The sequence below is a fragment of the Arthrobacter sp. AIWTK1 genome (genome assembly GCF_056680535.1).
In genome coordinates this window covers 246,549-269,388 of record NZ_CM155287.1, presented here as the reverse complement: position 1 = coordinate 269,388, position 22,840 = coordinate 246,549, and the positions used below count along the sequence as shown (strand labels likewise).

Below are 22,840 nucleotides of genomic sequence, written 5' to 3'. Positions count from 1 at the left end.
GTACGCTTCCCGACGCCGGGCGGTCAATGCCGGCCGGTCAGTCCCCGGCGGTTTTCGCGGCCTTGGCAGCAGCTTTGGCTGCCTGCTTGCTGGCGCGCACCTTGACCAGGGACTCCGGATCCACAATGTCGGCCACGGACAGGTAGGCGTCCTCCTGGCCGTAGTGGCCGGCCGCTTCGCGCCACCCTTCGGCTTTGAGGCCGCACTGCTTCCCGAGCAGCGCGAGGAAGATCTTAGCCTTTTGCTCGCCGAATCCCGGCAGGGCCTTCAGCCGGCGGAGCACTTCCTTGCCGTCGGGGTCGCCCTCGGTCCAGATGGCTGTGGCGTCCCCGTTCCACTCCTGGTGCACGGTCTCCGCGAGAGCCTGGACGCGTCCGGCCATGGAGCCGGGGAACCGGTGGACGGCCGGGCGCTCCTTGAACATCTCGACGAATTCCTGCGGATCGTACCCGGCGATCGCCGCAGGGTCCATGGAACCGATGCGCGTCCGGATCTTCTCGGGACCGGCAAACGCCGACTCCATGGTCACCTGCTGGTCAAGCAGCATTCCGGTGAGCAGTGCAAACGCGTCGTCGCTGAGTAGTTTGTCGGCAGCCGGGTCCCCGGTGATGTGCAGTTCCATGCGTCCTATCCTGCCACCCGCTCCGGCCTGCGTCATGGGGCTCCCGCGGGATCGGGCTAGACGACCTGCGAGCGGCCCTTCCACCGCTCCCGCCACGCCGCAATGCCCCACACGGCCAGCAGGACGGCCACCAGCAGAAGTCCGGCCTCGCCCAGGTCCACCCGGCCAAGCCAGGTGGTCAGGGGATCCTCCAAACCAAACGCCGCATTGAAGAATCCGCCCAGCGTGATGGCTGAAATGAACAGTGCGGACACGGCCGAGATCCCGGCGATCAGGGCGTTGAAACCGAGCTTCCGCTGCGGATCATGGATGGCTGACCGGTACATGCGCATCATGGCCACACCGTTCGTGGTGTCGCAGAGCGTCATGGCCGCGGTGAATGCCAGCGGCAGCGCCAGCAACGCGAGCGGGGAGACTCCGGCGAGGGAGGCCGCCGTCGTCATCACCAAAAGCCCGATGGTGGTGGCCGTATCGAAACCCAGCCCGAACAGGAAGCCGATCACGTAGATGTTCCGCGGCCGCCGGACCTTGGACAGCGGCGTGGCCAGCAGGCGTGCCACGAAACCCGTCGCCTCGAGGTCTTCGTCCCGCACTGCCCCGCCGCCCTGCACGTTGCGGTATACCTGCACGGCGCGCAGGAACGCCGAGCCGTTGAACAGTCCCATGGCCAGCAGGAACAACCCGGAAACCCCGCTGCCGATCAGTCCCAGCACCACGTTCCCGGCGGTCCCTTCGGTCATGAACTGGCCCACTATCGCGGCGCCGCCCACCACCAGGACCCCGGCCAGGACCACCACCGAACTGTGGCCCAGGCTGAACGCGAACCCCACGCTCACCGGGTCCCTGTGCTGGGCCACGAACTTCCGCGTCGAATTGTCGATCGCGGCGAGGTGGTCCCAGTCGTAGCTGTGCTTGACGCCGGCCAGGTAGGCGGTGAGCACCAGCCCCAGCGCCAGCGGTTGCGCGGCACCCGCCGAACCGGCCAGCAAAAATACGACGGCGGCAAGATGGAGTGCTCCCACCGCCCCAAAGGCGAAGAACAGGCGGGTCCGGAGCGGCAGCTGCTCCCGTTCCCGGTACATCGCGGCGACCCCGGTGAGCGTAGCCATCAATACTTCCTCAGGTTCAGGGGCGCCTGCCCGTGCCAGCGGTCCCGCAGCAGGGCGGTGCACGCGCCCAGCAGCCGGTTGAGTTCCTCCGTGGAATTGGAAAGCGACCGCAGCACCAGGCCGGTGGTTCCGCCGACGGATGCGGTCAGCGACACCCCTGTGCAGGCGTCGTGCCCGGCCGTCAGCGCGTGGAACTCGTCGGCGAGCGCCTGGTCCACGCGGGCGTCCACCACCACCAGCGAACCCAGATGGCTGTAGCCCTCCATGAACCCCATGCCGGTGACATCGTTGAGGGGCGGCCGGACCAGCAGGTTGTCCAGGGCCAGCAGTCCGGCACCGTCCGGTGTCTCCACGCGGACCTCGTTGCGGAGCCGCAGTTCCTCGTACCGGAACGACGCCCCGTCGGGGGACCACCCCGGCGTGACCACTTCAGCCATCACCAGGCTCGACGACGGCCGCACGGTAATGCGTGTGTTCTGCCGGTAGCTGGCCTCCCGGTACGCGATCAGCTGGTCCGGAGCCAGCTCCAGCTGCGCCCCCTCCCCCAGCCGCAGGGTCATCCGCTGCTCGGCAAAGGAGCCGGGAGTCCGGTAGATCTTCGTGGCCGACTGCGTGGTCAGCAGGAGCCTCGCCCCGTCCGCCACCTCCACGTCAATCACATAGAGATCGGCCCCAAGATAGGCCCCGCCCGGATTCACCATGACATAACAAACCTGCCCGGAGTCATCCAGGTAATGCGGCCGCAGTATCCTCAAGGCGCCCCGATGGTACTGATGCGCGGCCACCGACTTGCCACCCCGAGCAGCGACGACAAGCTCCAGCTCCCCCATCGGCGCCGGTGATTGAGCCTGTCTAAATCCCCGGGTCTCGACGGGCTCAACCGCCGGTGATTGAGCCTGTCGAAATCCCGCCGTCGTGCTCATTGGGCCAGGTCGAGCATCAGGACGTCGCGCCGCACCCATTCGATGACGGCGTCCAGCCCTTCGTCCGTTTTCAGGTTGGTGAAGCAGAACGGCTTGTTGCCCCTGAATTCCTTTGAATCCCGCTCCATGACGGCGAGGTCGGCGCCGACGTGCGGGGCGAGGTCCGTTTTGTTGATGATGAAGAGGTCGGACTTGATCATGCCCTGGCCGGCCTTGCGCGGGATCTTCTCGCCCTGGGCCACGTCGATGATGTAGATCGAAAAATCGACGAGCTCGGGGCTGAACGTGGCGGAGAGGTTGTCCCCGCCGGATTCGACGAAGATGACCTGCAGGTCCGGGTGGCGCTTCTTGAGTTCCTCGATGGCCGCGGTGTTCATCGACGTGTCCTCGCGGATGGCGGTGTGCGGGCAGCCGCCGGTTTCGACGCCGATGATCCGGTCCTCGGGGAGGATGCCGTTGGCGGCCAGGATCTTGGCGTCCTCGATCGTGTAGATGTCGTTGGTGATGGCGGCCATGGAGATTTCGCGGCTCATGTGCCGGGTCAGCCGCTCCACGAGCTGCGTCTTGCCGGCGCCTACCGGTCCGCCGATGCCGATCTTGATGGGTTCAGACATGGTGTCCTCCTGCTAGCTCATGAACATGCGGGCACGTTGGCGCTCGTGCCGCATCTGCGAAATTTCCAGTCCGGGGCTGACGGCCCCGAAGTCGTCCGGCGCCAGGCGGCCGATCCGTTCGACGGCGGCAGCGACGCCGTCGGACGCTGTCCGCAGCAGCCGCTGGCCGGCGTTCTGCCCCAGCGGAATGGCGCGGACGGCGTTCTGGGTCAGTGAGGTGACCCCGGCGAAAAGGTACGCGGCCAGCGCCTCCGTAAGCGGTACCCCCAGGGAACGGGCGACGACGGCGAACGCCAGCGGCTGGTGACCGGCGGCGCGGCCGGTGGTCACCAGCGCCCGGTACTCCGCCAGCTCCTGGGAAGGGAAGACCTCGGAGCCGATCTCGAGCAGCCGGGTGCCCATCTTGGTGCTGGCCTCCCGCAGCTGCCGCGGGAGGAGCTGTGCGGTGAGCAGCGAGTCCAGCTCCGCCACGGGAACGTCCTCATAGAGGAACCGGATAGCCAGCCCGTCGGAGTAGGTGAGCTGCTGCCCGATGAACGCGTTCAGCCACACCCCGAAGCTCGCCTCATCGTGGACCAGCCCGCGCTCAATGTATGTCTCAAACCCCAGCGAGTGCGCAAACGCCCCGGTAGGCAGGGCGGAGTCGGTGAGCTGCTGCAGCGCCAGCTGGTAGCTAGTGGCTGTGTTCGGCATGGCGGAAGGGGACGGGCATGACGCGTTCCTGGCGGTCGTAGGGCACGCCGACGTGTTTGAGGTAGTCCTCCACTGTGTGGTCGTAGGCGCACACCATCACCTCGGCGCCGTACTCCGAGGACGCATCGAAGAACTGGGCCTGCAGGTGCCGGTTGCCCAGGGAGTGCGCCACCACGCCCATTTCATGGATGGTCCGGGGCGCCACCACCAGGACGTCGGTGGGCAGCACGGACACCACGATCATGTTGGATTCGGCCACGTGCAGGATGTCGCCGTCGCGGAGGTCACCGGATCCGGACGGCAGCCGGATTCCGATCTCCTGGCCGTGGTCTGTGGTGACGCGCTGGATGCGCTTCACCAGCTGGGCGCTGGGCAGCACCACCTTCTCCTGGTGCAGCCCGGCGAAGGCGGCGGTCTCAGCGGCAGGGAGGTCGTGCAGGTTGCCGAGGATCTTTTCGATAATCACGGGTGCTCCGGTGCTCGGGAGGTTAGAAGAGGAAGTAGCGCTGGGCCATGGGCAGCACGTCCGACGGCTCACAGGTGACGTCCTCGCCGTCCACGGTCACCTGGTACGTTTCCGGGTCCACCTGGATGTCCGGGGTGGCGTCGTTGAACTTGAGGTCGGCCTTGGACAGCGTGCGGATCCCGGACACGGGCCGGATGACCTTCTGCAGGCCCAGCTCCTCGGGAACTCCGGCGTCGATCGCGGCCTGGGACAGGAACGTGATGGAGGACTGCTGCACCGCCTTGCCGAACGCGGCAAACATCGGGCGCATGGTCCGCGGCTGCGGAGTGGGGATGGAGGCGTTGGCGTCGCCCATCAGTGCGTAGGCGATCTGGCCGCCTTTGAGCACCAGTTCGGGCTTCACTCCGAAGAACGCGGGGTCCCAGAGCACCAGGTCCGCGAACTTGCCCTCCTCCACCGAGCCGATGGAGTCCACCATGCCCTGCGCGATCGCGGCGTTGATGGTGTACTTCGCCACGTAGCGCTTGATCCGGAAGTTGTCGCTGTCTTCGGATCCATGGGCAGCGCCTGCAGGATCCTTCAGCACGCCGCGCTGCTTCTTCATCTTGTCAGCCACCTGCCAGGTGCGGGTGATCACCTCGCCCACCCGGCCCATGGCCTGGGAGTCGGAGGAGGTGATGGCGAAGATGCCCATATCCTGCAGGACGTCCTCCGCGGCGATGGTTTCGGCGCGGATGCGGGAATCGGCGAAGGCCACGTCTTCCGGGATATCCGGGTTGAGGTGGTGGCACACCATCAGCATGTCCAGGTGCTCTTCGATGGTGTTGCGCGTGTAAGGCAGCGTGGGGTTGGTGGAGGCGGGCAGGACGTTGGGCAGACCTGCGATCTTGATGATGTCCGGGGCGTGCCCGCCGCCGGCGCCCTCGGTGTGGAAGGTGTGGATCACCCGGCCTGCAATGGCCCGGATGGTGTCCTCCACGAAGCCGCACTCGTTGAGGGTGTCCGTGTGGATGGCCACCTGGACGTCGTATTCGTCCGCCACCTTCAAGGAGTTGTCGATCGAGGACGTGGTGGAACCCCAGTCCTCGTGCACCTTGAGCCCGATGGCGCCGGCCCGGATCTGTTCGGCCAGCGGTTCGACGGCGGAGGCGTGACCCTTGCCGAACAGCCCGATGTTGATGGGCATCCCCTCGGTGGCCTGCAGCATCCGCTGGATGTGCCATTTGCCGGGCGTGACGGTGGTGGCCTTGGTGCCTTCCGCCGGCCCGGTGCCGCCGCCCACCATGGTGGTCACGCCGCTGGTGAGCGCGGTGGGGACCTGGTCCGGGGAGATGAAGTGGATATGCGTGTCCACGCCGCCGGCGGTGAGGATCTTCCGCTCCCCGGCGATGATTTCGGTGCTGGCGCCGATCACGATGTCCACGCCGTCGGTGATCTGCGGGTTGCCGGCCTTGCCGATCTTGAAGATGTGGCCGTCCCTGATGGCCACGTCCGCCTTGTAGATGCCGGTGTAGTCCAGGATGACGGCGTTGGTGATGACGGTGTCCGGCACGTCTTCTTCCCGGGTCACCTGGCCGTTCTGGCCCATGCCGTCGCGGATTACCTTTCCGCCGCCGAACACCACTTCCTCGCCGTACACGGTGAGGTCCTTTTCGATCTCAAGGAACAACTCGGTGTCCGCGAGGCGGATGGAGTCACCCGTCGTCGGGCCGTAAATGTCCGCGTACTGCCTGCGGGTCAGTTCGAAGCTCACTTGGCACCCTCCGTCGTTCCGGATTGTCCGGCCGTTGCCAGCGGGCCGTTGACGGCGTTGCTGAGGCCGTACACCTCGCGGCTGCCCGCCAGTTCGATCAGCCGGACGGTCTTGCTGTCCCCCGGCTCAAACCGGGCCGCGGTGCCGGCCGGGATGTCCAGCCGGCGGCCGTAGGCAGCCGTGCGGTCGAACTCAAGGGCGGCGTTCGCTTCAGCGAAGTGGTAGTGCGAGCCCACCTGCACGGGCCGGTCACCGGTGTTAACGACGACGACGTCGATCGCCTCGCGTCCGGCGTTAACCAGCACGGGCGCAGGCCCGAGAATGTACTCTCCTGGAATCATCGCCTGCCCCTAGCGGATCGGATCGTGGACAGTGACGAGCTTGGTGCCGTCCGGGAACGTTGCTTCGATCTGGACGTCGTGGATCATTTCAGGCACGCCCTCCATCACGTCGTCGCGGGTCAGCAGCGTGGTGCCGTAGCTCATGAGTTCCGCCACCGTGCGGCCGTCCCGGGCGCCCTCGATCAGTTCGTAGCTGATGATCGCCACGGATTCAGGGAAGTTCAGCTTCAGGCCGCGGGCCTGGCGGCGGCGGGCTAGGTCTGCGGCGACCACGATCATGAGCTTTTCCTGCTCACGGGGCATCAGATGCATCGGAAATCCCTTCAACGTACTGCTTATGTAACCACAGTAGGCCGGTCACATTTCCGTGAGATTTCCGGGGCTCTTCTCCCGTTTTCAGGGACGGCGGGAGACCGCAGGGAGGCCCTTAGCCTTCACATTCAACGCAATAGGCGTGACCGTTCTTTTCGCGGGCGATCTGGGACCGGTGCCGGACCAGGAAACAGGAATAGCAGGTGAATTCATCCTGTGCCTGCGGGATGACCTGGACTACCAGTTCCTCGGCGACGAACTCCCCGCCGGGGACCATGCCGTCATCGAGGGCGTCGGTCTCATCCAGTTCCCGGACGACGCTTCGCGCATCGGGGGCGTTGGCGGACTGGAGCGCCTCCAGGGAGTTCTCCTGGGATTCCTTGACGTCGGATCGTACTTCGTCGTAATCGGTTGCCACTGGGGTGTTTCTCTTTTCTGATGTTCTTGTCTGACGGGAATGCAACCTACACCATCGCACCCTTATTCCCGCTCCACCACCACGAACTAAGTCGAAGTGGTGTAATGTGCGGCACGCTGCGCGAAAAATCAGGCCGCGGGCGCTGCCGTGGAGTCCCTGACCACCAGCGGGTAGTCAATTCTACGCGTGTTTATTCCAGGGTTTCGCCGTTGGCCGCAAGCGCAAACAGCTGGCGCGCGCCGGCGACGCCGAAGTAGCGCTGGAAATGAGCGGCCACACTGTAGTCCGGATTCGCCGAGATGATGTTGGCACGCAGCGAGGCGGCGGAGGGCCAGCCGGAGGGCCAGGAATGCCGCCGCCTGCGGCAACAACGGCGGTGGCGGCCCTTGCGGCTGCGGTTCCGGGGCAACTCTGAGGCCGCGTTTTGAGGCCGCTTTATTGTCGGTGCCTGCTGTCATGCTGTGGGTATGGAGGGCAGGGTGGTTGCGGAGACGTTGGAGGCCATGGCGGCTTCCCTTGCCGTGTTGGCTGGCTTTGCAGGTCGCGTGGCCGGTCGCGGGGCCGGGGCCGTGGGCTCTGCTGGTGCTGACCCTCTCCGGGACGAGGCGGACGCGTGCCTGGACGGTCTGGCGGGGGTCGGCGGCATGGAAGCCATGCTGGCCGCGGTGAAGGTGCACTTCGCCGCCGGTTACGCGGCCGCGGCCGCGGCGTTGGCGGCGCCGGCCGTTTCCCCGCAGGAGCGCACCGCCCGGGAAATGGCGGTGACGGCAGAGGTCGCCTGTGTCCTGACGGTGAGTGAACGATCGGCGGCGGCGTTGTTGGCGGAGTCAGCCGCCCTGACCACCGGGTTGCCGCTGACGCTGTCCGCGCTGGGGTCGGGGAGTATTTCGTGGCAGCACGCCCGGGTGATGTGTGATGAAACATCCGGCCTGGACCCCGCCGCGGCTGCTGCGTTGGAGGCTCATTTCCTGGACCCCGGGGCTCCTTTTGCTGCGCGTGGCTGCCCGGCCGGGGAGCTGGTGCCGGGCAGGTTCCGGGCCAAGGCGCGCAGCTGGCGTGAGCGGCACCATCCGGTCAGCATCGAAACGCGCCACCGCAAGGGCGTGACGGACCGTCGGCTGGAATTTGTCCCGGACCGGGACGGCATGGCCTGGCTCTCGGCCTATGTGACTGCGGAGGTGGCGGCGGGTGTGTGGGCCCGTGCCACGGACGCGGCGCGGGCCCTGCAGGGCCCGGCCGAGTCCCGGACCCTGACCCAGCTCCGTGCGGACGTCGCCGCGGACTGGCTGCTGGCCGGGGTGGCCGACGGTACCCCGTCGCCGAAGGCGCAGGTGTTGGTGACGGTTCCGGTGTTCTCGCTCCTGGGTGCCGGGACGGAACCGGCCATCCTGGACGGGTATGGTCCCGTTCCGCCGTCCATGGCCCGCCGGCTGGTCGCGGACGGTGCCGGATCGTTCCTGCGGGTGCTGACCGACCCGCGCAACGGGGCGCCGCTGGAGATCGGACGCACCAGCTACCCGGTTCCGAAAGCGATGCGCCAATGGCTGCGGCTTCGGGACGGCCGGTGCCCTTTTCCCGGCTGCAACAACCCCTCCCTGGATAACGAAGCGGACCATCTGCTGGCTTGGTCCGAGGGAGGCGGCACCGGCGTCAGCAACCTCTCTCAGCCCTGCCGGAAGCACCACCGACTCAAACACACCACAGCATGGAGACCGATCGGCGCGACCCGGGACCAGCCACCGGGCTGGATCTCACCCGCCGGACGCTCCTACCCCAGCGAACAACAGGACTGGGAACCACCACACTGGCCGGAAATACTTGCCGGTGCCTCCGCTGCCGCCAGGCCCGCAGGCGGCCAAGGCCACCCGGTCGGCCCCGGGGCCGCGGGCGACGCCAGACACGGGGACGGCCCCGGCCTCGCGGACGACGACACCGGGTGGGCACCCCAACGGGAACCGGACTGGGAACCGCACGACTGGCCGGACGTACTTGCCGGCGCCCCCGGCCCCGGAGAGACCGGGCCACCACTACCCGCGGACCCCTTCCCAGACTGGGCCCTCTTCATCGCGGCCTAGGATCGGCCTTACCTCTGCTGCCCCGTCATCCCTAGTGAGTAGTCACCCCCTAGTGAGTAGTCACCGCCCTGGGGGTCACCGTTGTGGACGCGCGCTGCTGTCTGCCGCCGTCGCCCGCCGGTGCCGGCGGATCCGCCATGTGACCAGCAGGCCGACTGCCACTGCGGCTACAACGATGGCGGCGGCACTTCCGGCGGTGTGTGCCACCTCGTCGTACAAGTTCCCGGCAAGGTATCCGAGGGTCACGAACAGGCTCCCCCACAGCACGCCGCCAGTGATGTTCCACAGCGCGAAGCGCCGGTAGGGCATGTCGCTCAGCCCGGCCAGGGCCGGCATCACGGCGCGGAAGAAAGCGGTGAACCGGCCAAGGAAGATGGCGGGGCCGCCCCGCCGCTTCAGGAACTCCTGGGCCTTCTCCAGCTGGTGGCGTTTCCGGTCAAAGATCCTGAGTGACATCAGCCGGGGGCCAAAGTGCTTGCCGATTTCGTACCCCACCGTGTCGCCCAGGATCGCGGCGGAGACCACGACGGCAATCATCGCAGCGAGCGGGAAGCCACCCTTGCCGGCGATCACACCTCCCACCACCGCCGCGGTTTCGCCCGGAATGACGAAGCCGATGAAGAGGGCGTCCTCAGCGAAAACGAGCGCGAACACAACACACGCCACCAGCACCGGGCTGGCGTTGAGGAGTCCGTCGAAGAATGCCTGCATCAGCAACAGTGTGGCAGTTGGGACGGGTGGCCGTCAGCCCTTCAGGTCCCCGCGTCTCCTAAGCTGGGGCCATGGACGCCTCACAGCAGTTGGGCAGTAAGCCGATTCTCACCCTGACGGTGAATCCGGCCTTGGACATCAGCACCTCAACCGAACAGGTCAGCAGCGGCCATAAGCTCAGGTGCGGCGCAAGCCGCCTCGACCCGGGCGGCGGAGGCATCAACGTGGCACGTGTCATCCAGCGCCTCGGCGGACAAACCCTGGCGGTGTACACTGCGGGCGGACCCACCGGGGACGCCTACCGCCGGCTCATCGAGGCCGAGCGCATCCCGACGCTGGCGGTCCCCATCCAAGGGAGCACCCGTCAGGACTTCACCGTTGATGAGACGTCCACCGGGAAACAGTTCCGGTTCGTGCTCCAGGGCCCGGAGCTCAGGGAACCGGAATGGCAGGCCTGCCTGGACCTTGTTGCCGCGTCCATGTCGGCGGGCGGCTACGTGGTGGCCAGCGGCAGCCTCCCGCCGGGAGTCCCGGACGACTTCTATGCAAGGGTTGCCCGCCTGGCGCGGCAGGCGGGTGCCCACTGCGTCGTTGACGCCTCCGGGCCGGCACTCACCGAGGCGCTGGCCGCTGGAGTGTTCATGGTCAAGCCAAGCCTCCGCGAACTGGGAGCGCACTTCGGCGCCGCCCTCGACAGTGAGCAGAGCCAGGTGGACGCGGCGTCCGCCCTCGTTGCTGACGGAGCTGCGGAACACGTCGCCCTCACGCTCGGCGGGTCCGGTGCCCTGCTTGCGTCGAAATCCGGCCTCATCCGGCTCACCGTGCCGGACGTGCCGGTGGTCAGCACGGTGGGAGCCGGGGACAGTTTCCTCGGCGCTTTTGTGCTCCGGCTCGCCCAGGGCCGCCCGCTTGAAGCGGCTTTCCGGGCCGCCGTGGCCGCCGGAAGTGCCACGGTCATGACGCCTGCCACCGAACTGTGCCACCGGGCCGACGTGGAACGCCTGGAGGCTGAGCTCGCCAACACAGCGACCTGACCGGCCGGGACGTTCGCATCCGTCCGATACTTCGGCGAAAGCGGAAATGCGGCCGGAAGGAAACCGTTGGCTGCGGTCAGTCGGCTTCCAGAAGGGATTTCAGCTTCGCGAGGTCCTTGCGCATGGCGCGGCGCATCATGGGGGCCATCACCAGGCCCGCGACAGCGGAGAAACCGGCGGGTTTCCCGGTGTTTCGCAGGGTCATCCGCGTGGCATCGCTTCCCGAATCCGACCACGTGTAAGTGGTTTGCATGGGGAAGGGGCCTTGAGCCGTGCGCATGACGACCTTTCGGCCGGGGTCCAGCTCGGTGAATTCGTAGAGGTACTCCAGGGTCTTGCCCAGGAACTGCGCCCTGAAGGCCACCTTCGATCCCACCGCCAAGGGCGGAGACGACTCCCAGCTGACTGCCTTGATGTTCGCGTACCAAGCCGAAGCGTTCTCCGGATCGGCGGCAAAGGCCGCCACCACTCCGCGGGGGCGGCGGATCTCGGTTTCCACCACTACGTCAACCATGCCTGTTGCCTCCCCTTGCGCCTTTTCGACTCAGGCTACGGCAAGGTGCCACGATCAGCCGCAGGCGTTACGGCGCCGGGGCAAGTGCCAAAAGGACGGCGGCAAACCCCTCCGGGTTGCCGCCGTCCTTTCTACGGTTACACCACGGCTACGGGCTCTTTGACCTTCAGGGGCTCAATCTTGCCCATGACAAAGAGGTAGTTTGCGGCGCCCACGAGCGAGACTGCTCCGATGACCGCCAGCGGGGCCACGAAGGAACCGGTCTGGTCCACCAGCACGCCGATCAGGATCGGGGTGAAGATCCCGGCCAGGTTGGAGGCGAAGTTCTGCAGTCCGCCGATGGATCCGACGTGCCTGGAACTCGGGGCGACGTCCGCGGGCAGCGACCAGATGCCGGTCGCTGCGACGGTGAGGCTTGAGTAGGCGACCGAGAGCAGCGCCAGGGCCATCCAGGCTTCCGGCACGAGGGCGGCAAACATGATCACCGAACCACCTGCGAGGCCGCCGGCGATGGCGGTCTTCCGGACCTTGGTGACGGATGCGCCGGCGCGGACGGCGCGGTCGGCCAGGTATCCGCCCAGCCAGCCGCACAGCACCGCGCAGATACCCGGAATGGCGCCGAAGAAGCCGAGCTTGAGCAGGTCGAATCCGCGCTCCTTGACGAGGTAGCTCGGGAAGAAGGTGATGAAGAAGTAAATGGCGCTGTTCAGGCAGAAGAAGCCGAACATCATGCTGAGGATGGTCCGGTACTTGAAGAGTGAGCGCCAGGGGAGCTTGGCGGCATTGGCGTCATCGCTGCCTTCGCCGCGGGCACCGCCTTCCTCGATGTAGGCCACCTCGGCGGCGTTGACGCCGGGGTGCTCCTGGGGGCTGCGGTACACCTTCCACCAGACGGCGGCCCAGATGAGGCCCGCCACGCCGATGATGATGAACACAGCATGCCATGAGGTCAGCGCCACGATCAGGGTAACGATGGGCAGCGCGATCACGGCCCCCACGCGGGAACCCGAGTCCCAAATACTGGTGGCGAAAGCCCGTTCACGGACCGGGAACCAGGTGGCCACCACCTTGGCAGCGGTGCTGGGCGCAGGGCTTTCGCCCACACCCAGGAGGAACCGGGCTGCAAACAGGGACCAGAAGTTCGTCGCCGCGGCGGTCACCATGGTGAAGACGGACCACCAGACGGCCGCCAGCGAAAACGACCGGCGCGGCCCGACTTTATCCACGTACCAGCCGGCAGCCAGCTGGCAGAAGTCGTAGGCCCAGAAGAAGGCCGCAAAAATGAGGCCTTGCTGGGTGGCGGTGAGTTCGAAGTCCTTGCCCATGAAAGGCAGGGCAACGCTGAGGCTGGAGCGGTCCAGGTAGTTGATGCTCAACCCGATGAAGGCAAGCCAGATAATGACCCAGCGCTTGCGGGTCATGCTGCGGGGATTTTTAGGCGATGACGTACTGGCAACTTTACTTCCGAGCGCAGTCATGTGGTCTCCTTCGACGTGAACATGGCTTCGGGTGCCTGTGGCACCGGGGGAAGACACCGAAGATATCGATGCCAAATCATATAGGAATCTGGTTAATCATATAGAAAACGTGATCCAGATCAAGCCCCCCCCAAAAATCGCCCGAAGCAACGCCCGCCGGGGCGACTGTAGGTCCCGTGGAATATGATTCCCCCAGCGACTCCCACCCGAACGACAACCCCAACCACCACTAAGAGGTCAGCGCGTGCCCCCACGTCAGTCTTCCGACATCTCCCGCGGCAAAGCGGCGGTCAGCGACGTGTATTCGTCCATGCGCGCCTCCATCCTCGAAGGCGAAATCGCACCCGGAACCCGGATCAACATCGACGCCGTGTCGCGGAGGCTGGGCGTATCGCAAACGCCGGTGCGCGAAGTGCTGCAGCGGCTCGAAGGGGACAATCTCGTGGTCTACAACCCCGGCCGGGGATACAGCACCACGCCGCTCCTGGACCTGGCCGAACTGCGCTCACTCTTTGAGTTCCGGCTTCTGGTGGAGCCCTGGGCTGCACGCTCGGCCGCCATAGACCGGCTGGCCAACCCCGCGGCCGCCCTCGAGAAGGAAATCGCAGCGTTCCGCGGCGCCATGAAGTCCGCGGGTGACCTGCGGCAGGACCTGGTAGCCCATGACACCCGCTTCCACGACACGATCCTTGCCGCGGCCGGCAACACCGTAGTCCGCCACGCTTTCGCACAGACGCACTGCCACCTGCACACCTTCCGCCTCTATCCGGCAGACGTGGACGGCGCCATTACCGTGGCGGAACATTCGGCGGTCCGCGAAGCCATCAAAGCCTGCCAGCCCGAGCTGGCCGAAGCGGCCATGGCGGAGCACATCCGCAACTCCTTCGCCCGCTTCGCCCAGGCCTTCGAAGGCCACGCCGACCTCGCGCCGCTGCAGGACGGCGGCCCGCCCAGGCGGCACATCGTGGATTAGATCCAAGCCCCGGCCCCTCGGCCGGGGCTCCTTTTTACCCTCGGCACTTGATCTGGATCACAGTTCCTATATGATTGTTGAAATTCATATAGGAAATCATGCACACCCTCCAGATCAATGCGAGAGAAGAGATCCATGCCTTCCATCACTTCCATCACCACCCAGGACGTCCGCTTTCCCACATCGCTGGAACTCGATGGCTCCGACGCGGTCAACGTTGACCCCGACTACTCCGCCGCCTACGTCGTCATCCGCACCGATGCGGGCGATGAAGGCCACGGCTTTGTGTTCAGCTGCGGCCGCGGCAACGAGATCCTCACGGCAGCCATCAACTCCTACGCAGCCCTTCTCCGGGGCCGGGACATCGATGAACTGATCTACGACCTGGGCAACGCCTCCAAGCGCCTCATCCACGATTCCCAGCTCCGCTGGCTCGGCCCGGAAAAGGGCGTTACCCAGATGGCGGCCGGCGCGCTGGTCAGCGCCCTTTGGGACATCCGCGCCCGCCGCGAGAACAAACCGCTCTGGCTGCTCCTGAGCGAGATGTCCCCGGAAGAGATCGTGGACGTCGTCGACTTCACCCACATCCGCGACGCACTGGACCCGCAGCAGGCACTGGACATCCTCCGGGCAGGCCAGGACGGCAAGTCCGCACGGATCGCCTCCCTCAGGGCGGATGGCTACCCCGCCTACACCACCTCGCCGGGGTGGCTGGGCTACAGCGACGAGAAGCTCGTCCGGCTCAGCAAGGAGGCCGCCGCCGCCGGGTTCTCCATGATCAAGCTCAAGGTGGGCGGCGACATCGCTGACGACCGCCGCCGCATGGCCCTCGCCAGGCAGGCCGTGGGCAACCTCCCCATCGCCATTGATGCCAACCAGCGCTGGGAAGTGTCCGAGGCGATCGAATGGGTCAACCAGCTGGCCGAGTTCAACCCCTTCTGGATCGAAGAGCCCACCAGCACAGATGACATCCTGGGGCATGCGGACATCCGGAAGGGAGTAGCCCCGGTCCGCGTCGCCACCGGCGAGGCCGTAGCCAGCCGCATTGTGTTCAAGCAGCTGCTGCAGGCAGGGGCCATCGACGTCCTGCAGCTGGATTCCACCCGGGTGGGCGGCGTCAACGAAAACATCGCCAACCTGCTGCTCGCCGCCAAGTTCGGCGTCCCGGTCTGCCCGCATGCCGGCGGCGTTGGCCTGTGCGAACTGGTCCAGCATTTCTCCTTCTTCGACTACGCCGCCATCACCGGAAGCCAGGACGGCCGCATGATCGAATACGTGGACCACCTGCATGAACACTTCGCCGAACCGGTCCGGATCGCCGGCGGACGCTATGCCGCCCCGGAACGCCCGGGCACCGGGGCCGAGATGCTCAGCGCCTCCCGGACGCGCTGGGAATTCCCCTCCGGCGCAGGGTGGCTTGAAGTGGGAAACCGTGCCGCCGTCACCGGCGCCAGCCTTGCACCTGCCGGAGCCGGCCGATGAACACCACCGCCGGCCAGCTGAACGCGTCCGTCGAGGCCGCCCACGCAGCCTTCGAAAAGGCCCGCCTGGCAGGTCCCGGAACACGGGCCTCATGGCTAGAAGCGGTAGCCGCCGGCCTGGAAGGCGACGCCGCGGTCCTCGTTGAGACCGCGGCCGCGGAAACCCATCTCGCCGGTCCGCGGCTCCAGGGCGAGCTGAAGCGCACCGTCTTCCAGCTCCGGCTCTTCGCCGACGAGATCCGCCGCGGCGAGCACTTCGACGCGACGATCGACCACGAAGATGCCGCCTGGGGCATGGGGCCGCGGCCGGACCTTCGCCGCTACAACGTGCCGCTCGGCGTGGTGGGTGTCTTCGGGGCGTCCAACTTCCCCTTCGCCTTCAGCGTGATGGGCGGTGACTCCGCGTCAGCCCTGGCGGCCGGCTGCGCCGTCGTCCACAAGGCGCACGACGGACACCGGGAACTTGCGGTCCGCACCGCCGAAACCGTTGCCACGGCACTCGAGGGCGCGGGGGCGCCGTCGGGACTCTTCTCCCTGGTCACCGGCCGCCAGGCTGCGGAGGCACTGGTTGACCACCCGCTGGTGAAGGCCATCGGGTTCACGGGTTCGACGGCGGGCGGGCGGGCTTTGTTCGACCGCGCAGCTGCGCGGCCCGAGCCGATCCCGTTCTTTGGCGAACTGGGCGGCATCAATGCCGTTTTCGTCACCGGCAACGCCTGGTCCGCGCGCCGCGAGGAGATCCTGGCCGGCTATGCCGGCTCCTTCACCCTGGGAATGGGTCAGTTCTGCACCAAGCCGGGTGTGCTCTTCGTCCCAGCAGGAGAAACTGAGAAGGTACGGGACGAACTCCGGACCGCCCTCGCGGACTTCGCCCCGGCGCAGCTGCTCAGCGGACGGCTGCATGAAGGGTTCCGGCAGGCAGTTGCTGACCTGCGGGACACCGCAGGCGTGCAGGTGTTGCTGGACGGCGACTTCGCCGAGGCGCCGGCACCCACCGTCCTGCTGACCACGGCCGATGCCGTCCGCCGGGACCCCGGCATCCTCCGCCAGGAGATGTTCGGGCCGGCCAGCCTGGTGGTGGAGTACAACGACGAATCCGAACTCGGCGCCCTTGCCGGGCTCCTGGAGGGCCAGCTGACCACCACCCTGCAGGCGGAACCCGAGGACGACGTCGCCGAGCTTGCCGGCAGGCTCGCGGACATCAGCGGGCGCCTGCTCTGGAACGGCTGGCCGACGGGAGTGACCGTCAGTTACGCCCAGCACCACGGTGGCCCGTACCCCGCTACGACGTCGGGCACCACCTCCGTGGGGACGGCCGCCATCCGGCGGTTCCTGCGGCCAGTGGCCTTCCAGTCCTTCCCGCAGCCGCGGCTGCCCGAGCCGCTGCAGGATGCAAACCCGTGGAACGTCCCACAAAGGGTCGACGGCGTCTGGCGCCGCCCGTCCGCACTGCCGGAGGGTCGGCTGTGACGGCGCTGCCGGCGTCGCCCGCAACTGTCCTTCCGGAGGACGCGGAGGACGCCCTCCTCATCGGCCGCCTCTGGGACGTGGAAAGCTCCGGACCGCGGGTAGTGGCCGTGCAAGGCAGGGACGTGTTCGACCTGCAGCACCTCGCCGGCACGGTATCCGAACTGCTGGAACGTTCCGAACCCGCTGCGGACGTCCGTTCCGCCATGTCCGAGCCGCGCTGGAAGACCGCGGACGTCGTCGAGGCGTCTCTGGCGCGGGACACAACGCGGCCGCACCTGCTGGCCCCCGTTGACCTCCAGGTCATCAAGGCCTGCGGAGTGACGTTCGTGGACAGCATGATCGAGCGCGTCATCGAGGAGCGCTGCGGCGGGGACGCCGGCCGGGCCACCGAGATGCGGGAGCTTGTGGGCAGGGCACTCGGCGGAAGTATCGGCGAGGTACGGCCGGGCTCCCCCGAGGCCGCCGAAGCCAAGCGGGTGCTCATGGCCGAAGGGCTGTGGTCGCAGTACCTCGAGGTGGGCATCGGTCCCGACCCCGAGGTCTTCACCAAGGCACCGGTGCTTTCTTCGGTGGGCCTGGGTGCCGGCATCGGAATTCCTGCGTTCTCCTCTTGGAACAACCCGGAGCCGGAGCTCGTACTGATTGCCACGTCCACGGGCAAGGTTGTTGGCGCGACACTCGGCAACGATGTGAACCTCCGCGATGTTGAAGGACGAAGTGCGCTGCTGCTGGGCAAGGCCAAGGACAACAACGCCTCCAGCTCGCTGGGGCCGCTGATCCGGCTGTTCGACGGCGGGTTCACGCTCGAGACCCTGCGGCAGGAAGAGATCCTGCTCCGGGTGGAGGGCTCAGACGGGTACCTGCTGGAAGGCAGGAACACCGTGGCCCGGATCAGCCGGCCGTTCGAGGAGCTGGTGGCCGCGACCTTCGGCAGGCACCACCAGTACCCGGACGGTTTCGCGCTGTTTACGGGCACACTGTTCGCGCCCACGCAGGACCGGGACGAACCCGGGCAGGGCTTCACCCACAAGATGGGGGACGTGGTCACCATCAGCAGCCGCCACCTCGGGGCCCTCATCAACACGGTGGGTGCCGCCGAAGAGCTGCCGCGGTGGCACTTCGGGCTGCGTCAGCTGTTCGCCTACCTCGCCGCGCCGGAGCGCTCCGCTTCGGCTGTAGGCGCCGCCGGCGTCAGCTGAAGAGGCCTTCTCCGATGAAGCCGCCGGGCCCCGTGCCCCGCGGCACCGCGGCCAGGGCGGAGCCGGTGTGCTTGAGGTACTCCACGGCCAGGGTGTCCTGCTTGGCCATCGCCATCTGCATGGGCACGTAGTGCGTGCGCGGGTCCTTGACGAAGGCGATGAAGAACAGCCCGGCGTCCAGGTGCCCCAGTCCGTCTGACCCGTCCGTGTAGTTGTACCCGCGGCGCAGCATCCGGATGCCGCCGTTCTGGTCTGCGTGGGCGAGCCGGACATGTGAATCCATGCCCATCAGGGGCTTGCCGTCCTTGCCCTTGATGCTGAAGTCCGGGGCGGTGAATTCCTTGCCGCCGGACAGCGGGGCGCCCTCGGCCTTGGTCCGTCCGATCAGGGCTTCCTGCTCGCCCAGGGACGTCCGGTCCCAGATCTCGATGTGCATGCGGATGCGGCGGGCCACCAGGTAGCTTCCGCCCTCCATCCAGGCCTCCCCGGGACGGGTGCCCGCCTCAGCCCAGACATGGTTCTCCAGCAGCTCAGTGTCTTCGACCTTGAGGTTGTTGGTGCCGTCCTTGAACCCGAACAGGTTGCGGGGCGTCTGCTGCGCCCGCGATGTGGAGGCCGTGCGTCCGAAGCCCAGCTGGGACCAGCGGACGCGGACCTTCCCGAACCCCAGCCGGGCCAGATTGCGGATGGCGTGCACGGCAACCTGCGGATCGTCGGCACAGGCCTGCACAATGATGTCTCCGCCGCTGCGTCCCGCCTGCAGGTCATCGCCCGGGAAATGCGGCAGGTCGATGAGGGCATCCGGCCGCCGGCCCTCAAGTCCGAACCGCACTTTCCCGTCCTTTTCGAACAGGCTGGCACCGAAGCCGAAGGTCACGGTGAGCTTGCCGGCGCTAAGGCCCATGGCCTCGCCGGTGTCCTGCGGCGGGGCGTCATAGGAGCCGCCTGCCGCCCCGGTTTCACCCGTTTCGCGGCCCTGTGTCATGGCCTCCGCGGCGGAGGTCCAGTCTTTGAGGAGCCGAATCAGCTCGTCGCGGTCCTCGGTGATGACATCGAAGGCGGCCATGTGCAGGCGGTCCTGCGCCGCCGTCGTAATTCCGGCCTGGCGTTCCCCATGGAAGGGGACGGTGTCAGCGGCCGGTTCCACGGCGGCAGGCTCGGCCGCGAAAACGGCGTCACGCCCCCACAGCCCGGCGGCGAGACCGGCGAGTGCCCCGGCGCCCCCGACGCCGGCGAAGGAGAGCAGGCCACGCCGTGAAACCCCGCGCCCCGCAACCGGGTTAGCTTGGGACGCGTCCCGTTCAACCCCGTCCTGGCCGCCGCTGAAAGGGCAGCCGCTCACAGTACGACTGCCGCGGTGAGGTTGGACAGCGGCTCGCCGAGGGAGTCCACCAGGGCGGCGAGGCGCTGCACCTGCTCGGGGCTCAGCTCGTTGTAGTAGGCAAAGCCCTCACCCTTGGCATGGGTCTTCAGCTCGGCCTGCAGCGCAGCGAATTTGGTGTCGAGGCTCTTGGCAAGCTCCGGGTCTTTCTGCTCCAGCACAGGCTTGAGGTTTTCGAAGGCGATCCGTGCGCCGTCCAAGTTGGCCTGGAAGTCCCACAGGTCGGTGTGGGACCAGATTTCCTCTTCACCCGTGACCTTGCCGGTGGCCACTTCGTCCAGCAGTTCCTTGGCGCCGTTGCCCAGCTTGTCGGCAGTGAGCTCCACGGTCCGGGTGCGGGTGGCCAGCTCTTCCGTGTCAGCCACCAGCTGGGCTGCGAGCTTTTCGCGGTCCGCGGCGCTCAGCGGCTGGAATCCGGCCGGCGGGAACAGGTCCTTTTCGGCGCGGTGCCAGCCGGTCCATACTTCGCCTTCGGCCAGGTCCGCTTCGCGGGCGTCCAGCTTGGGATCGAGGTCGCCGAATGACTCGGCCACCGGCTCGACACGCTCCCAGTGCATGCGCGTTGCGGCGTAGAGATTCCTTGCGGTGGCGGCATCGCCGGCCGCGTAGGCCTCGGCAAACTTCCTGGTACCGGCCAGCAGCTGTTCGGTCTGGTCCTTGACGTAGGCCACGTACTGGGCCGTCCCCTGGTCGCTGAGCGCCTTCAGGTCGCTGTCCACCGCGGGCTGGCTGCCGGATTCGGTCACGTCGAAGCCGGCCCGGATGCCGTCACCCACCATGCCGGGCTTGCAGGCCGTGGTGTATTTCCCGGCGGGGACCGTGACCACCAGGTTCCGGGACAGGCCGGGCCCGATGTTTTCCACTTCGCCCAGGATCCGCAGGCCGTCTTCCGCCAGCAGGTAAAACTCGGTGACCTGCTCGCCGTCGTTCTGGACGGCGAAGGTGAGGTTTCCGCTCTTCGCGGACGCCGTGGACACCTTGCAGGCGTCGCCGGTGCTGGTGACCTGGATGGGACCTGCGGCGCCGGCCGAGGACGACGGCGCTGCGTTGTCCGTGCAGGCGGCCAGTGTCAGCGGAAGGACGGCGACGGCGGCTGCCGCGGCCAGGCGGCTGGCCGCGCCGTAGCGGCGCCCCGGCGTGCGGGCTGATGCTGAGCGGTCGAATTCGGGCAGGCTGGGGCTGGGCATTGGGTGGTCCTTTGGGGTGTGGGAGTGGGGGTCAGGAGGCCGCGACGGCAGCCCGGGCGGCGGTGTCCGGCTGCGACGATGCGCGGCCGCGGCGGTTGGAGCGAAGGTAGAAGAACAGCACGGCCGGGACGTACAGCAGCCATGCCGCCGCTTCCAGCCACGTGGTGGCAGGTGAGAAGTTCAGGGTGCCCTTAAGTACGGTCCCGTACCAGGACGACGGCGGGATGGCCGCCGAAACGTCGAAGGCCAGGCTGTGGAGTCCCGGGAGGATCCCGGCCTCTTGGAAGTCATGGACGGCGTAGGCAAGCACGCCCCCGGCGATGACGACGAGCGCGGCGCCGCTCCAAGTGAAGAACGCTCCGAGGTTGATCCTGAGGACTCCGCGGTGGAGCAGGAATCCGAGCAGGACGGCGGTGGCCAGCCCCAGCAGCGCGCCGAAGAGCGGTGTTGCCGACTCTCCGGTGGCCTGGGCGGCCGCCCACAGGAAGAGCGCAGTTTCAAGGCCCTCCCGGCCCACAGCCAGCGCGGCGACGACGGCCAGCCCCCAGCCGGCGCCGCCTGCCGCCCTGTCCACTTGCGAGCGGAGTTCGGTACCGAGGGTGCGGGCGGTACGGGCCATCCAGAAGACCATCCAGGTCACCAGTGCCACGGCCACTACGGAGAGGCTGCCGCCGATGGCTTCCTGCGCCTCGAACGTGAGACCGCGCGGACCGAAGGTGAGCAGCGCCCCGAACCCTGCGGACACGGCGACGGCCACTGCGACGCCCGCCCACAGCCTGGGCAGCAGGTGCTGCCGTCCGGTCTTGAGGAGATATGCCATCAGGAGCACGACGATGAGTGTCGCCTCAAGGCCTTCGCGCAGGCCGATCAAATAGTTTGCGGTCATGAACGTAGAGCCTCAATTATCGGAGCCAAGGTTAGGCTTGCCTCATACGAGGATCACCCAAGCTCGAGAATTAAGCAAACCAAACGTGCGCTAATTAGCCGAACGTTACGCTGGGCCGGCCGGGCCTCGCCCTAAGGCGCCGAATCCCGGATCTTCAGCTCGAAACCGGCCTCGATGCGGAGGCCTTCGGCGGCCCGCTCCGCGCCTTCGATCCTGTCGATGAGCAATGCGATGGACCTCTCGGCGATTTCCGCCATGCCGGGCGACACCGTGGTGAGGGATGGCGACGCGAAGCGGGCTTCCTCGATGTCGTCGAAGCCTGCCACTGCAACGTCGTCAGGTACTTGAATACCGCGGATCAGGAGTTCGTGCAGCGCGCCCAGCGCTATGGCATCGTTCAGGCCACAGACCGCGTCGAACGGGACGCCGCTGCCGAGCAGTCCGCCCACAGCCGAGGCGCCGCCGTCGCGCCGCCAGTCGCACTCCACCACCAGGGCGGGATCGAATTCCACTCCCGCCGCTTTTAGTGCCTGACGGTAGCCGTTCAGGCGCAGGCCGGGACTGTCCGTAGTGTCGCCTGCCGCGGCGCCGAGGACGGCGATGCGGCGCCGGCCGCCTGCGAGGAGATGGGCGGTGATTGCAGCCGCCGCCTCGGCGTTCTTCATGGTCACCAGGTCGAACCGCAGGTCCGCGATGTGCTCCCCCAGCATCACCACCGGCTTGGCGCCCCGGTGCGCGGCAATGGTCCCGGCATCAAGGGTCAGCGGGGTGAACAGCAGCCCGTCCGTGAGCTGCCGAAACGGACCCTGCAGGGCGCTCAACTCGTGCGCAGCAGTGGCCCCGGACTGCTCCACCAGGACGCGGTACCCGCGGCCGGCTGCGACATTCATCAGCCGGGACGCGAGCTCAGCGTAGTAGGGGATGGAGAGGTCGGACAATACCAGCCCCAGCATGCGGGTCTTCCCGGAGCGCAGGCTGCGCGCCGTCAGGTTGGCTTCGTAACCCAGTTCCGCGATGGCATCCAGCACCTTTTGCTTCGTGGCCGGCCGGATGAACTCGTACTCGTTGAGCACGTTGGACACGGTCTTCAGCGAGACGCCGGCCGCGCGCGCAACGTCGTTCATGGTCACAGCCACAGGTGATTCCCTTCCCGGCAACACTTTCAGCTACATCGTTGCAGACCAGCGCGGTTTTTGCCCT

24 protein-coding genes are annotated in these 22,840 nt (G+C 67.2%); 6 read left to right on the top strand and 18 right to left on the bottom strand.

The annotated features are described in order from the left end of the window. Positions 1–37 precede the first annotated feature (37 nt). The 11 genes from AC1MDG_RS01340 to AC1MDG_RS01290 all read right to left on the bottom strand — a co-directional run bounded on the left by AC1MDG_RS01340 (position 38) and on the right by AC1MDG_RS01290 (position 7,660). Positions 38–622 (bottom strand): HhH-GPD-type base excision DNA repair protein, encoded by a 585-nt coding sequence (locus tag AC1MDG_RS01340; RefSeq protein WP_479806998.1) that lies wholly within the window; start codon positions 620–622, stop codon positions 38–40. 56 nt (positions 623–678) lie between these two features. Then, entirely contained in the window at positions 679–1,731 is a 1,053-nt protein-coding gene (locus tag AC1MDG_RS01335) for a HoxN/HupN/NixA family nickel/cobalt transporter (protein ID WP_479806996.1), read from the bottom strand. After that, positions 1,731–2,561, bottom strand: coding sequence for an urease accessory protein UreD (locus AC1MDG_RS01330; protein ID WP_479806994.1), 831 nt, complete (start codon positions 2,559–2,561; stop codon positions 1,731–1,733). The genes AC1MDG_RS01335 and AC1MDG_RS01330 overlap by 1 nt, the downstream gene beginning before the upstream one ends. 89 nt (positions 2,562–2,650) lie before the next feature. Then, positions 2,651–3,268 (bottom strand): urease accessory protein UreG, encoded by a 618-nt coding sequence (gene ureG, locus AC1MDG_RS01325; RefSeq protein WP_479806992.1) that lies wholly within the window; start codon positions 3,266–3,268, stop codon positions 2,651–2,653. Between the two features lie 12 nt (positions 3,269–3,280). After that, on the bottom strand, positions 3,281–3,961 hold the full coding sequence (locus tag AC1MDG_RS01320) for an urease accessory protein UreF (protein ID WP_479806991.1): 681 nt from the start codon (positions 3,959–3,961) through the stop codon (positions 3,281–3,283). Then, on the bottom strand, positions 3,942–4,427 hold the full coding sequence (gene ureE, locus AC1MDG_RS01315; protein WP_479806989.1) for an urease accessory protein UreE: 486 nt from the start codon (positions 4,425–4,427) through the stop codon (positions 3,942–3,944). Before ureE ends, AC1MDG_RS01320 begins: the two co-directional genes overlap by 20 nt. A 22-nt stretch (positions 4,428–4,449) precedes the next feature. Next, positions 4,450–6,180: an urease subunit alpha gene (gene ureC, locus AC1MDG_RS01310; protein ID WP_479806987.1), complete on the bottom strand. Its 1,731-nt coding sequence runs from the start codon at positions 6,178–6,180 to the stop codon at positions 4,450–4,452. Further along, the gene (locus tag AC1MDG_RS01305) at positions 6,177–6,521 is read right to left on the bottom strand and encodes an urease subunit beta (protein ID WP_479806985.1); all 345 of its coding nucleotides are present in this window, start codon (positions 6,519–6,521) and stop codon (positions 6,177–6,179) included. The genes ureC and AC1MDG_RS01305 overlap by 4 nt, the downstream gene beginning before the upstream one ends. A 9-nt stretch (positions 6,522–6,530) precedes the next feature. Beyond that, a complete protein-coding gene (locus tag AC1MDG_RS01300; RefSeq protein ID WP_043477022.1) occupies positions 6,531–6,833 on the bottom strand; it encodes an urease subunit gamma in 303 nt (100 codons plus the stop codon). Positions 6,834–6,948: 115 nt separating this feature from the next. After that, complete coding sequence (locus AC1MDG_RS01295; protein ID WP_011690111.1) at positions 6,949–7,251, bottom strand: DUF4193 domain-containing protein; 303 nt, start codon at positions 7,249–7,251, stop codon at positions 6,949–6,951. Between the two features lie 190 nt (positions 7,252–7,441). Next, positions 7,442–7,660 (bottom strand): hypothetical protein, encoded by a 219-nt coding sequence (locus tag AC1MDG_RS01290; protein ID WP_479806983.1) that lies wholly within the window; start codon positions 7,658–7,660, stop codon positions 7,442–7,444. Between the two features lie 58 nt (positions 7,661–7,718). Between AC1MDG_RS01290 and AC1MDG_RS01285 the strand changes: the two genes are divergently transcribed. Then, entirely contained in the window at positions 7,719–9,326 is a 1,608-nt protein-coding gene (locus AC1MDG_RS01285; RefSeq protein ID WP_479806981.1) for an HNH endonuclease signature motif containing protein, read from the top strand. Positions 9,327–9,401: 75 nt separating this feature from the next. On the opposite strand, the gene AC1MDG_RS01280 is transcribed toward AC1MDG_RS01285, so the two are convergent. Continuing rightward, on the bottom strand, positions 9,402–10,037 hold the full coding sequence (locus AC1MDG_RS01280; RefSeq protein ID WP_479806979.1) for a DedA family protein: 636 nt from the start codon (positions 10,035–10,037) through the stop codon (positions 9,402–9,404). A gap of 71 nt (positions 10,038–10,108) precedes the next feature. Between AC1MDG_RS01280 and AC1MDG_RS01275 the strand changes: the two genes are divergently transcribed. Then, complete coding sequence (locus AC1MDG_RS01275) at positions 10,109–11,071, top strand: 1-phosphofructokinase family hexose kinase (RefSeq protein ID WP_479806978.1); 963 nt, start codon at positions 10,109–10,111, stop codon at positions 11,069–11,071. Between the two features lie 76 nt (positions 11,072–11,147). Here the strand turns inward: AC1MDG_RS01275 and AC1MDG_RS01270 are convergent, their stop codons facing one another. Both AC1MDG_RS01270 and AC1MDG_RS01265 read right to left on the bottom strand, forming a co-directional pair. Next, the gene (locus AC1MDG_RS01270; protein ID WP_479806976.1) at positions 11,148–11,585 is read right to left on the bottom strand and encodes an SRPBCC family protein; all 438 of its coding nucleotides are present in this window, start codon (positions 11,583–11,585) and stop codon (positions 11,148–11,150) included. Between the two features lie 137 nt (positions 11,586–11,722). Further along, complete coding sequence (locus AC1MDG_RS01265) at positions 11,723–13,063, bottom strand: MFS transporter (protein WP_479806974.1); 1,341 nt, start codon at positions 13,061–13,063, stop codon at positions 11,723–11,725. Positions 13,064–13,307: 244 nt separating this feature from the next. On the opposite strand from AC1MDG_RS01265, the gene AC1MDG_RS01260 reads away from it, so the two are divergent. The 4 genes from AC1MDG_RS01260 (at position 13,308) to AC1MDG_RS01245 (ending at position 18,186) form a co-directional block, all read left to right on the top strand. Further along, positions 13,308–14,036 carry a GntR family transcriptional regulator gene (locus AC1MDG_RS01260; RefSeq protein WP_043476933.1) on the top strand — a complete coding sequence of 243 codons (729 nt, stop codon included), beginning with the start codon at positions 13,308–13,310 and terminating at the stop codon, positions 14,034–14,036. Between the two features lie 135 nt (positions 14,037–14,171). Continuing rightward, on the top strand, positions 14,172–15,518 hold the full coding sequence (locus AC1MDG_RS01255) for an L-fuconate dehydratase (protein WP_479806972.1): 1,347 nt from the start codon (positions 14,172–14,174) through the stop codon (positions 15,516–15,518). Then, on the top strand, positions 15,515–16,987 hold the full coding sequence (locus AC1MDG_RS01250; protein WP_479806970.1) for an aldehyde dehydrogenase (NADP(+)): 1,473 nt from the start codon (positions 15,515–15,517) through the stop codon (positions 16,985–16,987). Before AC1MDG_RS01255 ends, AC1MDG_RS01250 begins: the two co-directional genes overlap by 4 nt. Further along, a complete protein-coding gene (locus AC1MDG_RS01245) occupies positions 16,984–18,186 on the top strand; it encodes a fumarylacetoacetate hydrolase family protein (protein ID WP_479806968.1) in 1,203 nt (400 codons plus the stop codon). The genes AC1MDG_RS01250 and AC1MDG_RS01245 overlap by 4 nt, the downstream gene beginning before the upstream one ends. Here AC1MDG_RS01245 and efeB read toward each other — a convergent pair. The 4 genes from efeB to AC1MDG_RS01225 form a co-directional block, all read right to left on the bottom strand. Further along, a complete protein-coding gene (gene efeB, locus AC1MDG_RS01240) occupies positions 18,179–19,528 on the bottom strand; it encodes an iron uptake transporter deferrochelatase/peroxidase subunit (RefSeq protein ID WP_479806966.1) in 1,350 nt (449 codons plus the stop codon). The genes AC1MDG_RS01245 and efeB overlap by 8 nt on opposite strands. Then, positions 19,525–20,754 (bottom strand): iron uptake system protein EfeO, encoded by a 1,230-nt coding sequence (gene efeO / locus AC1MDG_RS01235; RefSeq protein ID WP_479806965.1) that lies wholly within the window; start codon positions 20,752–20,754, stop codon positions 19,525–19,527. Before efeO ends, efeB begins: the two co-directional genes overlap by 4 nt. Positions 20,755–20,785: 31 nt before the next feature. Further along, entirely contained in the window at positions 20,786–21,640 is an 855-nt protein-coding gene (gene efeU, locus AC1MDG_RS01230) for an iron uptake transporter permease EfeU (protein ID WP_479806964.1), read from the bottom strand. A gap of 131 nt (positions 21,641–21,771) precedes the next feature. Further along, a complete protein-coding gene (locus AC1MDG_RS01225) occupies positions 21,772–22,776 on the bottom strand; it encodes a LacI family DNA-binding transcriptional regulator (protein ID WP_479806962.1) in 1,005 nt (334 codons plus the stop codon). Positions 22,777–22,840 lie beyond the last annotated feature (64 nt).

Bases quoted from the DNA above. Each gene is read 5' to 3' on its own strand.
- AC1MDG_RS01270 (WP_479806976.1), bottom strand. From the start codon at position 11,585: ATGGTTGACGTAGTGGTGGAAACCGAGATCCGCCGCCCCCGCGGAGTG.
- efeO (WP_479806965.1), bottom strand. From the start codon at position 20,754: ATGCCCAGCCCCAGCCTGCCCGAATTCGACCGCTCAGCATCAGCCCGC.
- AC1MDG_RS01320 (WP_479806991.1), bottom strand. From the start codon at position 3,961: ATGCCGAACACAGCCACTAGCTACCAGCTGGCGCTGCAGCAGCTCACC.
- AC1MDG_RS01255 (WP_479806972.1), top strand. From the start codon at position 14,172: ATGCCTTCCATCACTTCCATCACCACCCAGGACGTCCGCTTTCCCACA.
- AC1MDG_RS01335 (WP_479806996.1), bottom strand. From the start codon at position 1,731: ATGGCTACGCTCACCGGGGTCGCCGCGATGTACCGGGAACGGGAGCAG.
- AC1MDG_RS01265 (WP_479806974.1), bottom strand. From the start codon at position 13,063: ATGACTGCGCTCGGAAGTAAAGTTGCCAGTACGTCATCGCCTAAAAAT.
- ureG (WP_479806992.1), bottom strand. From the start codon at position 3,268: ATGTCTGAACCCATCAAGATCGGCATCGGCGGACCGGTAGGCGCCGGC.
- AC1MDG_RS01285 (WP_479806981.1), top strand. From the start codon at position 7,719: ATGGAGGGCAGGGTGGTTGCGGAGACGTTGGAGGCCATGGCGGCTTCC.
- efeU (WP_479806964.1), bottom strand. From the start codon at position 21,640: ATGACCGCAAACTATTTGATCGGCCTGCGCGAAGGCCTTGAGGCGACA.
- AC1MDG_RS01330 (WP_479806994.1), bottom strand. From the start codon at position 2,561: ATGGGGGAGCTGGAGCTTGTCGTCGCTGCTCGGGGTGGCAAGTCGGTG.
- AC1MDG_RS01305 (WP_479806985.1), bottom strand. From the start codon at position 6,521: ATGATTCCAGGAGAGTACATTCTCGGGCCTGCGCCCGTGCTGGTTAAC.
- AC1MDG_RS01340 (WP_479806998.1), bottom strand. From the start codon at position 622: ATGGAACTGCACATCACCGGGGACCCGGCTGCCGACAAACTACTCAGC.
- AC1MDG_RS01300 (WP_043477022.1), bottom strand. From the start codon at position 6,833: ATGCATCTGATGCCCCGTGAGCAGGAAAAGCTCATGATCGTGGTCGCC.
- AC1MDG_RS01280 (WP_479806979.1), bottom strand. From the start codon at position 10,037: ATGCAGGCATTCTTCGACGGACTCCTCAACGCCAGCCCGGTGCTGGTG.
- AC1MDG_RS01250 (WP_479806970.1), top strand. From the start codon at position 15,515: ATGAACACCACCGCCGGCCAGCTGAACGCGTCCGTCGAGGCCGCCCAC.
- AC1MDG_RS01275 (WP_479806978.1), top strand. From the start codon at position 10,109: ATGGACGCCTCACAGCAGTTGGGCAGTAAGCCGATTCTCACCCTGACG.